The sequence below is a fragment of the Polaromonas sp. JS666 genome (genome assembly GCF_900103405.1).
In the GTDB taxonomy this organism is placed as follows: Bacteria; Pseudomonadota; Gammaproteobacteria; order Burkholderiales; family Burkholderiaceae_C; genus Polaromonas.
This window is the reverse complement of sequence record NZ_FNHX01000007.1, coordinates 1-14072: the sequence shown is the minus strand read 5'-3', so window position 1 is coordinate 14072 and position 14072 is coordinate 1. Positions and strand designations below refer to the sequence as shown.

The following is a 14072-nucleotide window of genomic DNA, read 5'->3' as shown; positions in this document are numbered from 1 at the left end:
ACGGGGGTGGGCTAAACACTCAACGGCGGATGCACCGTCCCCCACAGGCTTTCGTCCAGCACGCGCTGCAGGGTGCGCAGCAGCTGGTCGTTGGAGGTGTGTGCCTTCACCAGCACGGCCTCCACGCGGTCGCTGTCCAGGGCCACCGCGTCGCTCGCGGAGAACACCACCACCGGCGGCGCCGGGTTCAGGTCCTCTATGGTGTCCAGCAATTCCCAGCCCGAGCCGTCTTTGAGCGTGAGGTCCAGCAGCACCAGGTCGTAGTGGTGTTTGCCCAGCTGCTCGCGCGCCTCGCGCAGGCTGGCGGCGAATTCAAAGGTGGCGAAGTCCTGGGCGATGGTGGCGGCGATGCGCTGGATGTCCAGGTCGTCCTCGACATGCAGGATGCGCGGCCGGCCTTCGGCCATGTTGGCGATGGCGCGCTGCAGGCTGAGGATCAGCTTGTTTTCGTCGATGGGCTTTTCCAGCCAGGTCGACACCGCCAGCGGCTGGTTGTTGAATTCGAGCTCGCCGGCTTCGGCGTTGGCCGACACCACGACGATGGGCAGCTCGCGCGTGCGCTCTTCCAGGCGCAGCTTGCGGATCAGGCTGATGCCGTCCAGGTCCGGCAGGCCCAGGTCGACCGTCATGGCGGCGTAGGGCCGTTTGACCACCTGCTCCATGGCCTGTGCGGCGCGGTAGACCATGTCCGAATCGAACCCGCCCTTGTCGAGCATCAGCTTGATCAGGTGGGCGATGTCGGGGTCGTCCTCGCAGACCAGGATCAAGGGCCTGGGCGGTGAGCCGGCCCTGGTTTTGCCTTCATCGACGCTGGCCTCTTCCACCGGCAGCGCCGTCGCTTCTGGCAGTTCGAAATAAAACACCGTTCCCACGCCGGTCTGCGAGGTGAAGCCCACGCTGCCGCCCATGCGCTCCACGATGGCGCGCGAGATGTTCAGGCCCAGGCCGGTGCCGCCTTTTTGCCGGGTGTCGGAGGTGTCGGCCTGCGAGAATTTCTGGAAGATGCGCTTGCGAAACTCCTCCGGAATGCCGGGGCCGCTGTCGGCCACCTCGACCCGGACCCGCCTGTTGCTGCACAGCAGCCTGATATAGACAAAGGAATCCGCCGGTGAAAACTTCACGGCGTTGGAGATCAGGTTGGTGGCGGCCTGGGTCAGCCGGTCGCTGTCGACACTGACCATGACCCCTTCAGCCTGGACATCCAGCGCCAGCTTGACCTTGTGCTGGTCCGCAAAGCCTTCATTGGCCACCAGGACCTGGGCCAGCAGCGGCGCCAATTCCGTGACCTGCATGTCAAAGCGCATCTTGCCGGACTCGATTTTTTCGCTGTCGAGGATGTCGTTGATCAGCCGGATGAGCCGCTCGCAGTTGCTGGTGGCGATGCCGACCAGGTTCTTGGCCATGGGCGGCAGCTCCCCGGCGACGCCGCCGACGATCAGGCCCAGCGAGCCGCGTATGGAGGTCAGCGGCGTGCGCAGCTCATGGCTGACGGTGGAGACGAACTCGCTCTTCATGCGGTCGACGCGCTTGAGCGCGGTCACGTCGGTGCCCAGCGAATAAAAGCCCAGCACCTTGCCCTCGTCCTCGCCCTCGCCATAGCGCGGGAAGTACTGCATGACGTAGTCGTGCAGCTGGCCGTCGGCCGCTTCCTGGGTGCGGTCGTACTCCGCCGCGTAGCCCGCCAGGGCCTCCTGGATCTTGCCGCGCTCTTTCTCGTAGAGCTCGTGGCCCATCATCTGGCGCATGGTCTTGCCGTGGATCTGCTCGCGCTTCAAGCCAAAGCGTTCTTCATAAGCCAGGTTGTGGAACTGGAAGCGCTGGTCGGCGTCGATATAGGCGATCAGGGCCGGCACCGTGTCCGTGATCAGGTGCAGCTGGGTTTCGCTGGCATGCAGCGCGAGGGTGCGCTCCCGCACGCGCTGCTCCAGGGTTTCATTGGCACCCTGGAGTTCCTCGTTGACGCGCCGTATGGTCGAGTGGCTGCGCAGGAGGTCGACCGCCGCGTACAGCAGCAGCGCCACCAGCACCGCCGAAAAAATCAGCAGGTAGCGGCCGTAGCGCTCGCCCTCCACGCCGGCCTGCTGCTGCTCGACCGTCAGGGCATCGCTGGCGTCATCGAGCAGCTTTCCGGTCGGTGCCACGGAAATGCCGGCGAGGAGCTCATTGACGATTTTCTGTTCGCGCAAAATGGCCTGGACATGCGCGCGGAAAATACCCAGCCTGTCGCGTATGCCCGGCGGCGCGAGGTGCAGCGTGCCGTCAAGCCGGTTCAGCTCGTCGTGTATTTCGGTGCCCTTCTCGCCGGTCGGGCTTTGGCTGTACAGCATGCTCGCAAGCAGGAGCCTGCTCACGCCGGCCGAAATCAGCTGGAACGCCGGCTGCGCGGCGCCGCGGCCCGTCCCGAGCGACTGCTGGACGTCCTCCGCCGCAGTGGGGAGAAAGGCCAGCGAGTTGCGCAGCACCGAATTGTGCGACTTGAACTGCTCGATCAGCAAGGCCTTGTCCTGCACGGCGCGCTGCAGCGCCGTGAGCTTGTCCGCGCGCCCGGGTGCATCGTGCTGATGGGCGTCCTTGTCCGACTGCAGTTGTTCCATGAGCCGGGCCATCTCGCCCTGGTTGTCGGCCAGCGCGTCGTAGTGCGTGTTGATGCCTATCCTGGACTTCAGCACGTCCAGCTCCCATTGCGCGTCGAGCTGCTTGAGGTGGCGCAGCACGGCGATGTCCTCAAAGTAATGCGACTCGTCGAAGCTCTGGGTCTTGGCGTACAGAAACACCAGGATGGACAACAGCACGGCGGTGACCACCGCCATGGGCATCCAGGCCAGTCGATTCGTTTTTTTCACGGTTTGGGGTCCAGTTCGCCGGTGAGCGTGTTGAGGAAGCGGATGATGGCCTCCTTGTCTTCCTTGGAAGCGACACGGCCGAGCTGGTAGCGGAACATGATGTCGACGGCCTCGTCCAGGGTTTTTGCCGAGGCGTCGTGGAAGTAGGGTGCGGTCAGCGCGATGTTGCGCAGGCTGGGCACCTTGAAGACGTATTTGTCGCTCTCGACCTTGGTGACCAGGTAACGGCCCAGGTCGGCTTCCGTCGGGTTGCCGCGTTTGGCGAAGTAGTCGCCCATAACGCCGAACTTCTGGAACATGTTGCCGCCGACGTTCACGCCCTGGTGGCAGGCGACGCAGCCATACTGCTTGAACTTCGCATAGCCGGCTTTCTCCGCGGCCGTGATCGCGTTGGCATCGCCGCGCAGGTATTTGTCAAAACGCGAGTTGGGCGTGATCAGGGTGCGCTCGAAAGTGGCGATGGCATTCTGGATGTTGGCCTTGGTGACGCCATCCTTGTAGGAAGCGGCGAACGCGGCCTTGTATTTGGGGTCCTGCGAGACCTTCTGGACCACCTCCGCCCATTGCGATCCCATCTCGACCGGGTTTTGCATGACGTGGTCGGCCTGCGCCTCGAGCGACTCGGCGCGGCCGTTCCAGAACTGCTTGAAGTTGAGCGCGGCATTGAGCACGGTCGGGGCGTTGACGCTGGTGAGGCCGCCATGAAGGCCGACCGAGCGGTCGCGCCCGTCGCCGCCGCCCTTGCTGATGTCGTGGCAGCTGGCGCACGAGATGCGGCCGTTGCCGGACAGGCGGGTATCGCGAAACAGCAAGCGCCCGATGTCCGCGCGGGCGGGGTCCTGCTTGAGCGTCAAGGGGACCGGTTGTATCGGTTCATCGAGCAGGGGCGCGGCGATGGCGGCGGGGGATGTCCAGGCAGCCGCAGACGCCAGAAGCAGTGCCGCAAAACGCGCTGCGGCCAAGTGCGCGCCGGCCTTCACAGGCCGCATGCAGTGCCTGCTCCCGCGGACGTACGCCAACACCGATTTTGTTATTTGCACGGCTGCTGTCCTCCTGATCGTTAACTGCAACCAGTCCCAATCAGAGCACGTTTATCCGCCGCGCCGCAAGGGCATTTCCCGTGTGGGCACATTTACCAACACTATGTAAGGAAATGCTTCGCCTCCTCCAAATAGAGGAGGACCGGAATCGCCGATCCGCTCAGTCTTGCGTCACATCCAGTTCGTTAGAACTTTTTATTTCATCGACCCGAATACCTTCTTGAGGATCGCACTGCCGGTGCCCACCGGGTCCTGGCGGATCTTCTTTTCTTCCTCGCCGATGATGAGGTAGAGGCCGTCCAGGGACTTGCCGGTGACATATTGCTGGATGTTGGCATCTTCTTTTTTGACCAGGCCGAAACCGGCGGCCTTGCCGGCGAACTCGTTGTATTTGTTGGCCAGCCCGACCTTTTCGGTGGCCTTGGTGACCACGGGCAGGAATTTCACGCCCAGCGGCGCGCGCGTTTTTTCCGCGAAAAAGGTGGTGACCGAGGTCTCGCCGCCGGTCAGGATGTTCTTGGCATCGTTCACGTTCATGGTGCGCACCGCGTTGACCAGCAGATCCTTGCCCATGGGCACGGCCGCTTCGGCGGCGCGGTTGATGGAGGTGACCAGCTCGTCGATGCGCTTGCCCTGGCCGAAGTTTTTCAGCAGTTTCGACGCATCTTCAAGGTAACCGGGCAGAGGAATGCGAACTTTTGGGTTTCCGAGGAATCCATCCGTCTTGCCCAGCAGGGCGACGGCTGCGATGGCGCCCTTTTCAAGGGCGGTTTTGAGGCCGGCGCTGGCGTCGGCATTGCTGATGCCGGACAGGTCCCCAAGCGAGAGCGCTTGGGCCTGGTGGTAAGTGGCCAATATCAGTGCGCCCAACGCGCTGACGCCGGCCTGGTTAAAATTGCGACGTTGCATGATGAGGTCTCCCATGAAATTGACATCCAGCTGGACAGTATGCCGCATGGCGCTGGCCGGTATTTTGGCGCTGGCGGCCCTCGCCAGCCTGCCCGGATGCAGCGGCGCGCAGGCCGCGCCTGAGTCGACCTTCGTGCTGCTGGACGGCAGCAAAAAAACCACGGCCGACCTCAAGGGCAAAGTCACCCTGGTCAACTTCTGGGCCACCAGCTGCGTGACCTGCGTGGCCGAGATGCCCAAGGTGATATCCACTTACAACAAATACCAGAGCCAGGGCTACGACACCCTGGCCGTGGCCATGAGCTACGACCCGCCCAGCTATGTCGTGAACTACACCCAGACGCGCAAGCTGCCCTTCAAGGTGGCCATCGACAACACCGGCGCGGTTGCCAAGGCCTGGGGCGACGTGCAGCTCACGCCCACCACCTACCTGGTGAACAAGCGCGGCGAGATCGTCAAGCGGTACGTGGGCGAGCCGGATTTTGCGGCGCTGCACCAGTTGATTGAGAAGCTGCTCGCCGAGACCTGAAGCGATTCGCCTCCCCAGTAAAAAAGCCGGTTCAAACGAACCGGCTTTTTTTGTTTCCCCATTCCAGCATGAGCCGCAGGACCGGCTTTGCCGGACTGCAGGCGGGCGGCCCCCTCGGGGGGCAGCGACCCACACGCAGTGGGGGAGCGTGGGGGCCCTATTTACTGATTTCGGTAAGCGTCGTGGCAAGCCTTGCAGGTGCCGGCCGTGGAAGTAAAAGCGGTCTTCAGCGCGTCGAGGTTGCCGGTTTTGGCGGCGGCGGCCAGCTTGGCGGTTTCGGCGACCAGCTTTTCATGGCCTTCCTTGAATTTGGCCTGCTCGGTCCAGATCTCGGGTTTGGCCTTGGTATTGCCGCCCTTGTCGGTTCCGGGTGCGAAACCAGCCCACGGGAGCTTGGCCATGTCGGCCACGATCTCGGCGTTCTCGGCGGCGACTTTGGCGTCGAAGGGAACACGGCCGTTGGCCATGGCGCCGACGCGGCCGAAATGCTGGCCCATGACAAACAACGCGCTCTGGCGGTATTTGATGGCGTCTTCGGGCTTGGCGAACTGCGCGGAGGCCGGGGCGGCCATGGCTGCCAGGGTGGCGGCCGCTGCGATGCTGGCGAAAAATTTCATGGTTTTCCTCGTGAGGTTTTTTTAGGATATGGTCGGTGACAGGCCATGGCAGCGTGCTGGGCTTGCTGCCATGTGGCTGAGTTTAGCCAAGCCTGATAAGTTCCGCAGGAACTTATGCGCTACGGGAAAGCACCAAGGAGCGGCCGGGGACAATCCCGCCATCAGATAACCCACATGAACGAGGAGTGAGCGTGTACACCAATAAAAATCTTCACAAGGTGCGTGTATGGGACCTGCCCACGCGGTTTTTCCATTGGGCACTGGTGGCCTGCGTGATCGGCCTGGCCATTACCGGCACCGTGGGCGGCAACGCCATGGTCTGGCACTTCCGCTTCGGCTACACGGTGCTGGCCTTGCTGCTGTTTCGCATCGTCTGGGGCCTGGTGGGCGGGCGCTGGTCCCGTTTTGGTGCGTTCATCTATGCGCCGCAAAGCGTCATCAACTACCTCAAGGGCCAGGGCAAGCCCGAGCACGGTATCGGCCACAGCCCGATAGGCGCCGGCTCGGTGTTCGCCATGCTGGGTTTCCTGGTGGCACAGGTCGGCACGGGGCTGCTGAGCGACGACGAGATCGCTTTTGCCGGCCCGCTGACGCGCTTTGTCTCCAACGCCACCGTCAGCCTGACGACCAATTACCACAAGAACATCGGCAAATGGGTGCTGCTGGCGCTGGTGGTGCTCCACATCGCGGCCATCGTTTTTTACCTGAGCCGCAAGCACAACCTGGTGGGCGCCATGCTGCACGGCGACAAGGAGCTGGTGGTGCAAGCGCCGCCCTCGCGCGACGACACGGTGTCGCGTGTGGCCGCGGTGCTGATCCTGGCAGTTTGCGGCGGCGTGGCCTACTGGGTTTCCACGCTGGCGGCGCCGGCGTTCTGAGGCCCCGCGCGGCAGGCCGGGGGCCGGGCTTGCACCGGCCGGCGGTGGCGGCAAATCACGTTAAACTGGCTGTCGACTTTTCTCCGCCGACCCCGTGCAGCGCCCTTCCATCCAGTTCATTACACCCGACTCGCCTCAAGAGCTGGCCGCCACGCGGCTGATCTTTCGCGAGTATGCGGAGCAGCTGGGCGTGGACCTGTGCTTCCAGAACTTTGAGGCCGAGCTGGCCGAGCTGCCCGGTGAATACGATGTGCCCGAAGGCGCGCTGTTGCTGGCGCTGGTGGACGGCGAAGTCGCGGGCTGCTGCGCGCTGCGCGCGCTGGACTCGGTCGACTATCCCAATGCCGGCGAGATGAAGCGCCTCTATGTGCGCAAGCCCTTTCGCCGCTTCGGCCTGGGCCGCCAGCTCGCCGAGGCCATCCTGGACGCGGCGCGTGTAGCGGGCTACCACTCGGTGCTGCTGGACACGCTGGACGACATGGAGTCGGCGCGCGCACTGTATGCCGAGCTCGGCTTTGCCGAGATACCGCCCTACTATCACAACCCCATCGCGGGGGCGCATTACCTCAAGGTGGATCTTTAAGCCTTTCCGGAGGCGGAAACAAAAAAGCCACCGGGCTTGCGCACGGTGGCTTTTTTCATGGCGAAGACTTCGCTCTCAGCCCTTGGCTTGTGCCAGCAGCGTGGCCGCATCGCTAACTTCAAACTTGCCGGGGCCTTCCACATTGAGGCTGGCGACCTTGCCGTCCTTGACCAGCATGGAGTAACGGTTGCTGCGCAGGCCCATGCCGCGCGCCGTCAGATCCAGCGTCAGGCCCGTGGCTTTCGCGAAATCCGCGCTGCCGTCGGCCAGCATGCGCACCTTGTCGCCGGTCTTCTGGTCGCGCGCCCAAGCGCCCATGACAAAGGCGTCGTTGACGCTCAGGCACCAGATCTCATCGACACCGGCGGCCTTGAACTCGGCGAATTTCTCCACATAGCCGGGCACGTGCTTGGCCGAGCAGGTGGGCGTGAACGCGCCGGGCAAAGCAAACAGGGCGATGGTCTTGCCGGCCGAGGCCTTGGCCACATCGACCGGGTTGGGGCCTATGCTGCAGCCGTTGCCTTCGACTTCGGAAAATTCCATCAGCGTGGTGGCCGGAAGGGTGTCGCCTACTTTGATCATGGTGTACTCCTCTGAGAATAATGAAGGGGTTGGAAATCAACCCCCGAAGTGTAGTGCGGAGCCGGCAAGCGTGCGCTCACTGCACAGAAACCGGCTCGCCTCTGAAGGTCATCTCCGGAGGAAGCGGCAAACATCGGCAAGCACCGGTACAAACAAAAACGGCCCACCAAGGTGAGCCGTTTTTGAGAGAGTGACTTGACGCCAGCTCCAGGTAAACCTGGGACTTAAACGATCGCAGCCTTTTCGACCAGACGGGTCACAACCCAGTTCTTGGTCTTGGAGATCGGGCGGCTTTCGGTGATCTCGATCACGTCGCCCGTGTGGTACTCGCCCTTTTCGTCATGGGCGTGGTACTTGCTGGACAGGGACACGATCTTGCCGTAGAGCTCGTGCTTCACACGGCGCTCAACCAGGACCGTCACGGTCTTGGCGCGCTTGTCGCTCACCACCTTGCCGATCAAGGTGCGCTTGAGGGATTTTTTAGCTTCCGTCATTTTTTGGCTCCTTGCTTGACGATGGTTTCGGCCAGGATAGTCTTGGCGCGAGCGATGCTGCGACGCGTGGAACGCAGCGTGGAAGTGTTGGTCAGTTGCTGCGTGGCTTTTTGCATGCGCAGGCCAAAGTGGGCTTTTTGCAGCTCTTTGACTTCAGCCTTCAGGCCGGCAACGTCTTTTTGGCGCAGTTCAGTAGATTTGGTCATTGTCATTTCCCCTTACTGGCCGATCATGCGGCTGACGAAGGTGGTGCGCAGCGGCAGCTTGGCGGATGCCAGGCGGAACGCTTCGCGGGCCAGCTCTTCAGGCACACCGACGATTTCAAAGACGATCTTGCCGGGCTGGATTTCAGCCACGTAGTACTCCGGGTTACCTTTACCGTTACCCATACGCACTTCAGCGGGCTTTTGGGAAATTGGCTTGTCCGGAAAGACGCGGATCCAGATACGGCCGCCACGTTTGACGTGACGGGAAATCGCGCGGCGCGCGGCTTCAATTTGACGAGCAGTCAGGCGACCACGGTCGGTGCATTTGAGACCGAAGTCACCGAACGCAACCGAGGAACCCCGGGTTGCGACGCCGGTGTTGCGGCCTTTTTGCTCTTTGCGGTATTTTCTGCGAGCGGGTTGCAGCATTTTGATTCTCCGTTAATAGACCGATTACTCGGTCTTGGCACCGTCAGCTGCTGCAGCTGGCGCGGCTTTACGGACGCGCTTAACGGTGGTTTTCGGGGCTTCGCTACCAGGGGTAGCTTCAGCCGGCTTGTCGCTTCCATCCGCCGGGGCGGTGTTGGTCGCGCCACGCGGTGCGCGGGCACCACGGGGAGCGGGACGGTCGCTGCCTGGACGATCACCAGGACGCGCATCACGGCGGGGGCCGCGCGGCTTGCGTTCTTCGTCAGGCACTTCCACCATCTTGGCGCCGGGCGCATCGTTGCGGCCCAGCGTGTCGCCCTTGTAGACCCAGACCTTGACGCCGATCACACCATAGGTGGTCTTGGCTTCGGAGGTGCCGTAGTCGATGTCGGCGCGCAGGGTGTGGAGGGGCACGCGGCCTTCGCGGTACCACTCGCAGCGAGCGATTTCAATGCCGTTGAGGCGGCCGGACGACATGATCTTGATGCCCAGGGCACCCAGACGCATGGCGTTTTGCATGGCGCGCTTCATCGCACGGCGGAACATGATGCGTTTTTCAAGCTGCTGCGTGATGCTGTCGGCGATGAGCTTGGCATCAATTTCAGGCTTGCGAACTTCTTCGATGTTCACGGCGACCGGCACGCCCAGCTGGCGGCTCAGTTCTTTCTTGAGGTTCTCGATGTCCTCGCCTTTTTTACCGATCACGACGCCCGGACGTGCCGAGAAGATCGTGATGCGGGCGTTCTTGGCGGGGCGCTCGATCAGAACGCGCGAAACCGCGGCGTTCTTGAGCTTGGCCTTGAGGTACTCGCGAACCTTGATGTCTTCGGCCAGCATGCCGGCGAAGTCACGGTTGCTTGCGTACCAGCGGCTGGCCCAGTTACGGCTAACTGCAAGGCGAAACCCGGTTGGGTTGATTTTTTGTCCCATATCCTGCTGCCTTTAGTTGCCAACCACCACGTACACATGGCACGTGGGCTTGCTGATGCTGTTGCCGCGGCCTTTTGCGCGCGCGGAGAAACGCTTGAGCGTGGCGCCTTGTTCGACGTAGATGGTTTTCACCTTCAGTTCGTCGATATCGGCACCATCGTTGTGTTCAGCGTTGGCGATGGCGGACTCAACAACCTTCTTGATGATTCCAGCAGCTTTTTTCTGCGTGAAATTCAGGATGTTGAGGGCTTGATCCACTTTCTTGCCGCGGATCAGGTCAGCGACCAGACGGCCCTTGTCGACCGACAGACGAACGCCCCGGAGGGTTGCACGTGTTTCCATGGTCTTTCCTTACTTTCTCACAACTTTTTTATCAGCCGGATGACCTTTGAAAGTCCGGGTGAGTGCGAACTCGCCCAGCTTGTGGCCAACCATTTGATCGGTGATGTAGACAGGCACGTGCTGCTTGCCGTTGTGCACGGCGATGGTCAGGCCGATGAACTCGGGCAGGATCATGGAGCGACGCGACCAGGTCTTGATCGGCTTTTTGTCCTTGTTGGTAACGGCCTTGTCGGCTTTTGCTACCAAATGATGGTCGACAAACGGACCTTTTTTGAGTGAACGTGTCATGGGTTAGCCTTACTTCTTGCGACGCGAAACAATCATCACTTGCGTGCGCTTGTTGTTGCGGGTGCGGTAGCCCTTGGTCAGGTTACCCCATGGGTCGACAGGATGGCGGCCTTCGCCGGTCTTGCCTTCACCACCGCCGTGCGGGTGGTCAACCGGGTTCATCACCACACCGCGAACGGTCGGGCGAATACCCATCCAGCGCTTCACACCGGCCTTGCCGAGGCGGCGCAGGCTGTGTTCTTCGTTGGCGACTTCACCGATGGTGGCGCGGCACTCGATGTGGATCTTGCGAACTTCACCGGAGCGCATACGCACCTGGGCGTAGGTACCTTCGCGGGCCAGCAGCGTTGCCGAGGTGCCGGCGGAGCGGGCGATTTGCGCGCCCTTGCCGATTTGCATCTCGATGCAATGGATGGTGGAACCCACGGGAATGTTGCGGATGGGCAGCGTGTTGCCGGCGCGAATCGGCGCTTCCGAACCGCTCACCAGCGTGGCGCCGACTTCAAGGCCGCGAGGGGCGATGATGTAGGTGCGCTCACCGTCGGCGTAGCAGAGCAGGGCAATGTGGGCGGAACGGTTGGGGTCGTACTCGATGCGTTCGACCTTGGCCGGAATGCCGTCCTTGTTGCGCTTGAAGTCCACCACGCGGTAGTGGTGCTTGTGACCGCCGCCTTTGTGGCGCGTCGTGATGTGCCCGTTGTTGTTACGGCCAGCCTTCTGGAATTGCGGTTCCAGCAGCGGCGCGTAAGGCTCACCCTTGTGCAGGTGATCCCGGGAGATCTTCACCATCCCGCGCATGCCGGGGGAGGTGGGTTTCATTTTAATGACAGCCATTACGCAGTCTCCCCGCCGAGGTTGAGCTCTTGACCGGGCTTGAGCGTCACATAGGCCTTGCGAACGTTGTCGCGGCGGCCGATGGACTTGCCAAAGCGCTTGGTCTTGCCCTTGATGTTGAGAACGGCGACCGACTGGACGTCCACCTTGAACATCAACTGCACAGCGGCCTTGATTTCAAATTTGGTGGCATCCTGCAGCACCTTGAAGGTCACCGCATTGGTCTTGTCGGCGATCATGGTGGCCTTTTCGGACACGATGGGCGCGACCAGGACCTGCATCAGGCGGCCTTCGTCGAATTTCAGTTTTGGAGAAGATGGGTTACGGGCGCTCATGCGAACATCTCCTTGAGTTGGTCCATGGCGGCCTTGGTGACCAGAACCTTCTTGTAGTGGACCAGCGACACCGGATCGGCGTAACGGGGCTCAACCACGAGGATGTTCACCAGGTTGCGGGAAGCCAGGTACAGGTTTTCATCAACTTCATCAGCGATGACCAGCACCGAGTTGAGGTTCATGGCCTTGAACTTGTCGGCCAGGACCTTGGTCTTGGGCGAGTCCACGGTCAGGGAGTCAACCACAGCCAGGCGGCCTTCACGGGCCAGCTGCGAGAGGATGGACGCCATGCCGGCGCGGTACATCTTCTTGTTGATCTTCTGCGTGAAGTTTTCGTCAGGCATGTTCGGGAAGATACGACCGCCGCCGCGCCACAGGGGCGAAGACGTCATACCGGCACGTGCACGACCGGTGCCCTTTTGTTTAAAGGGCTTCTTGGTCGAGTGACGAACCTGCTCACGGTCCTTCTGGGCACGGGTGCCCTGGCGGGCGTTGGCCTGGAAGGCCACGACCACCTGGTGAACCAGGCTTTCGTTGTATTCGCGACCAAACACGGTATCGGGCACGTCCACTTTGGACGAGGCCAGACCTTGGTCATTCAGGAGTTCGACCTGCATCAGTTCGCTCCTTTAGCAGCGTTTGCGGGCTTGGCCTTGATCGCGGCGCGAACCGTGACAAAACCACCTTTGGAACCAGGCACAGCGCCGCGGATCATGAGCAGCTGACGGGCTTCGTCGATGCGCACGATGTTCAGGTTTTGCGTGGTCACGGTGACGTCGCCCAGATGGCCCGTCATGCGTTTGCCGGGAAACACGCGACCGGGATCCTGCGCCATACCAATGGAGCCGGGGACGTTGTGCGAACGGCTGTTACCGTGCGACGCGCGCTGCGAGCTCATGTTGTGGCGCTTGATGGTGCCGGCGTAGCCTTTACCGATGGAGGTGCCTTGCACGTCCACCAGCTGGCCCACGGCGAACACGTCGGCTGCGGGCACAACGGTGCCGGCGGCGTATTTGCCTGCGACGTCGGGCGTCACGCGGAATTCTTTCAGGATTTCACCAGCTTCAACGCCTGCTTTCGCGAGGTGGCCGGCGGCCGGCTTGGTCACGCGCGATGCTTTGCGTGCGCCAAATGCCACTTGAAGGGCATCGTAGCCGTCATTTGCTTCGGTTTTAACCTGGGTCACGCGGTTGTTGGATACATCCACCACGGTGACAGGAACTGTGTCCCCATCATCCGTGAACAGACGCATCATGCCAACTTTGCGGCCCAGCAACCCGAGGGAGTTGCTCAGACTCATGATGTGTTCTTTCGTAACTTTCACCGCTGCGACTTCAATTGGCCGCAGACGTTTTGATGTGAAAGACAGTTAATAAAACCGCCCAATCCATACCGGCAACAAAGCCAATATGTAATGGACAGCCCAAGAGTATAGCCCAGGCCGCCAAAAATGGCAAACCCGGGCTAAAACCTGTCGATTTGGGGCCCGGCTTGTGGCCGAAACCCCGATTTTTCGCTTACTGCAGCTTGATTTCGACGTCCACGCCGGCCGGCAGGTCGAGCTTCATCAGGGCGTCCACGGTTTTGTCCGTGGGGTCCACGATGTCCATCAGACGCTGGTGGGTGCGGATTTCCAGCTGGTCGCGGCTCGTCTTGTTGACGTGGGGCGAACGCAGGATGTCGAAACGCTTCATGCGGGTTGGCAGGGGCACGGGGCCCTTGACAATCGCGCCGGTGCGCTTGGCGGTGTCAACGATTTCAGCTGCCGACTGGTCGATCAGCTTGTAATCAAACGCCTTCAGGCGGATGCGGATTTTTTGCTTGGTGGCCATGGTAATTCCTTGGTTTTTTCAGAATTACGCAATGATCTTGGCCACGACGCCGGCGCCGACGGTCTTGCCACCTTCACGGATGGCGAAGCGCAGGCCTTCTTCCATGGCGATCGGGTTGATCAGCTTGACGGTGATCGACACGTTGTCGCCTGGCATGACCATTTCCTTGCCTTCTGGCAACTCGATCGCGCCGGTCACGTCCGTCGTGCGGAAGTAGAACTGGGGACGGTAGTTGTTGAAGAAAGGCGTGTGGCGGCCGCCCTCGTCCTTGCTCAGAACGTAGATCTCGCCGGTGAAGTGCGTGTGCGGCTTGATGGAGCCGGGCTTGCACAGCACCTGGCCGCGCTCGACGTCTTCACGCTTGGTGCCGCGCAGCAGGATACCGACGTTGTCGCCGGCCT

The 14072-nt window shown here is 61.7% G+C and carries 19 protein-coding genes and 1 pseudogene; 3 read left to right on the top strand and 17 right to left on the bottom strand.

Annotated features, from left to right (window positions below; genetic code table 11):
* Positions 1-11: 11 nt before the first annotated feature.
* From BLQ85_RS17255 to BLQ85_RS17245, 3 genes are all read right to left on the bottom strand, one after another.
* Positions 12-2843, bottom strand: coding sequence for a DAHL domain-containing protein (locus tag BLQ85_RS17255; protein WP_254806466.1), 2832 nt, complete (start codon positions 2841-2843; stop codon positions 12-14).
* On the bottom strand, positions 2840-3697 hold the full coding sequence (locus BLQ85_RS17250; protein WP_254806465.1) for a cytochrome-c peroxidase: 858 nt from the start codon (positions 3695-3697) through the stop codon (positions 2840-2842). The genes BLQ85_RS17255 and BLQ85_RS17250 overlap by 4 nt, the downstream gene beginning before the upstream one ends.
* Before the next feature lie 381 nt (positions 3698-4078).
* On the bottom strand, positions 4079-4792 hold the full coding sequence (locus BLQ85_RS17245) for a DUF4197 domain-containing protein (protein WP_074578889.1): 714 nt from the start codon (positions 4790-4792) through the stop codon (positions 4079-4081).
* A gap of 13 nt (positions 4793-4805) precedes the next feature.
* Between BLQ85_RS17245 and BLQ85_RS17240 the strand changes: the two genes are divergently transcribed.
* The gene (locus BLQ85_RS17240) at positions 4806-5321 is read left to right on the top strand and encodes a TlpA family protein disulfide reductase (protein ID WP_074578640.1); all 516 of its coding nucleotides are present in this window, start codon (positions 4806-4808) and stop codon (positions 5319-5321) included.
* Between the two features lie 161 nt (positions 5322-5482).
* Here the strand turns inward: BLQ85_RS17240 and BLQ85_RS17235 are convergent, their stop codons facing one another.
* Positions 5483-5938 carry a c-type cytochrome gene (locus tag BLQ85_RS17235; RefSeq protein ID WP_074578637.1) on the bottom strand — a complete coding sequence of 152 codons (456 nt, stop codon included), beginning with the start codon at positions 5936-5938 and terminating at the stop codon, positions 5483-5485.
* A gap of 191 nt (positions 5939-6129) precedes the next feature.
* Here BLQ85_RS17235 and BLQ85_RS17230 point away from each other — a divergent pair, with 191 nt between their 5' ends.
* Complete coding sequence (locus BLQ85_RS17230) at positions 6130-6816, top strand: cytochrome b/b6 domain-containing protein (protein WP_074578887.1); 687 nt, start codon at positions 6130-6132, stop codon at positions 6814-6816.
* A gap of 94 nt (positions 6817-6910) precedes the next feature.
* On the top strand, positions 6911-7399 hold the full coding sequence (locus tag BLQ85_RS17225; protein ID WP_074578635.1) for a GNAT family N-acetyltransferase: 489 nt from the start codon (positions 6911-6913) through the stop codon (positions 7397-7399).
* Positions 7400-7474: 75 nt separating this feature from the next.
* On the opposite strand, the gene BLQ85_RS17220 is transcribed toward BLQ85_RS17225, so the two are convergent.
* The 13 genes and pseudogenes from BLQ85_RS17220 to tuf all read right to left on the bottom strand — a co-directional run.
* Complete coding sequence (locus BLQ85_RS17220; protein WP_074578633.1) at positions 7475-7981, bottom strand: peroxiredoxin; 507 nt, start codon at positions 7979-7981, stop codon at positions 7475-7477.
* A 224-nt stretch (positions 7982-8205) separates the two neighbouring features.
* The gene (gene rpsQ / locus BLQ85_RS17215) at positions 8206-8475 is read right to left on the bottom strand and encodes a 30S ribosomal protein S17 (protein WP_007866526.1); all 270 of its coding nucleotides are present in this window, start codon (positions 8473-8475) and stop codon (positions 8206-8208) included.
* Complete coding sequence (gene rpmC / locus BLQ85_RS17210; protein WP_007866523.1) at positions 8472-8681, bottom strand: 50S ribosomal protein L29; 210 nt, start codon at positions 8679-8681, stop codon at positions 8472-8474. Before rpmC ends, rpsQ begins: the two co-directional genes overlap by 4 nt.
* A gap of 12 nt (positions 8682-8693) precedes the next feature.
* Positions 8694-9110: a 50S ribosomal protein L16 gene (rplP, locus tag BLQ85_RS17205; RefSeq protein WP_007866520.1), complete on the bottom strand. Its 417-nt coding sequence runs from the start codon at positions 9108-9110 to the stop codon at positions 8694-8696.
* 24 nt (positions 9111-9134) lie between these two features.
* A complete protein-coding gene (gene rpsC, locus BLQ85_RS17200) occupies positions 9135-10040 on the bottom strand; it encodes a 30S ribosomal protein S3 (protein ID WP_007866518.1) in 906 nt (301 codons plus the stop codon).
* A gap of 12 nt (positions 10041-10052) precedes the next feature.
* On the bottom strand, positions 10053-10382 hold the full coding sequence (rplV, locus tag BLQ85_RS17195) for a 50S ribosomal protein L22 (RefSeq protein WP_007866508.1): 330 nt from the start codon (positions 10380-10382) through the stop codon (positions 10053-10055).
* Positions 10383-10391: 9 nt separating this feature from the next.
* Positions 10392-10670 (bottom strand): 30S ribosomal protein S19, encoded by a 279-nt coding sequence (gene rpsS, locus BLQ85_RS17190; protein WP_007866503.1) that lies wholly within the window; start codon positions 10668-10670, stop codon positions 10392-10394.
* Positions 10671-10679: 9 nt separating this feature from the next.
* Positions 10680-11504, bottom strand: coding sequence for a 50S ribosomal protein L2 (gene rplB / locus BLQ85_RS17185; protein WP_074578631.1), 825 nt, complete (start codon positions 11502-11504; stop codon positions 10680-10682).
* The gene (gene rplW, locus BLQ85_RS17180; protein ID WP_007866498.1) at positions 11504-11839 is read right to left on the bottom strand and encodes a 50S ribosomal protein L23; all 336 of its coding nucleotides are present in this window, start codon (positions 11837-11839) and stop codon (positions 11504-11506) included. The genes rplB and rplW overlap by 1 nt, the downstream gene beginning before the upstream one ends.
* Positions 11836-12456, bottom strand: a complete 621-nt coding sequence (rplD, locus tag BLQ85_RS17175) for a 50S ribosomal protein L4 (protein ID WP_007866495.1) — start codon at positions 12454-12456, stop codon at positions 11836-11838. The genes rplW and rplD overlap by 4 nt, the downstream gene beginning before the upstream one ends.
* Positions 12456-13139 (bottom strand): 50S ribosomal protein L3, encoded by a 684-nt coding sequence (gene rplC / locus BLQ85_RS17170; RefSeq protein ID WP_007866493.1) that lies wholly within the window; start codon positions 13137-13139, stop codon positions 12456-12458. The genes rplD and rplC overlap by 1 nt, the downstream gene beginning before the upstream one ends.
* A gap of 217 nt (positions 13140-13356) precedes the next feature.
* The gene (rpsJ, locus tag BLQ85_RS17165) at positions 13357-13671 is read right to left on the bottom strand and encodes a 30S ribosomal protein S10 (RefSeq protein WP_007838118.1); all 315 of its coding nucleotides are present in this window, start codon (positions 13669-13671) and stop codon (positions 13357-13359) included.
* A 24-nt stretch (positions 13672-13695) separates the two neighbouring features.
* Positions 13696-14072: pseudogene (tuf, locus tag BLQ85_RS17160) on the bottom strand (elongation factor Tu); the annotation flags it as partial.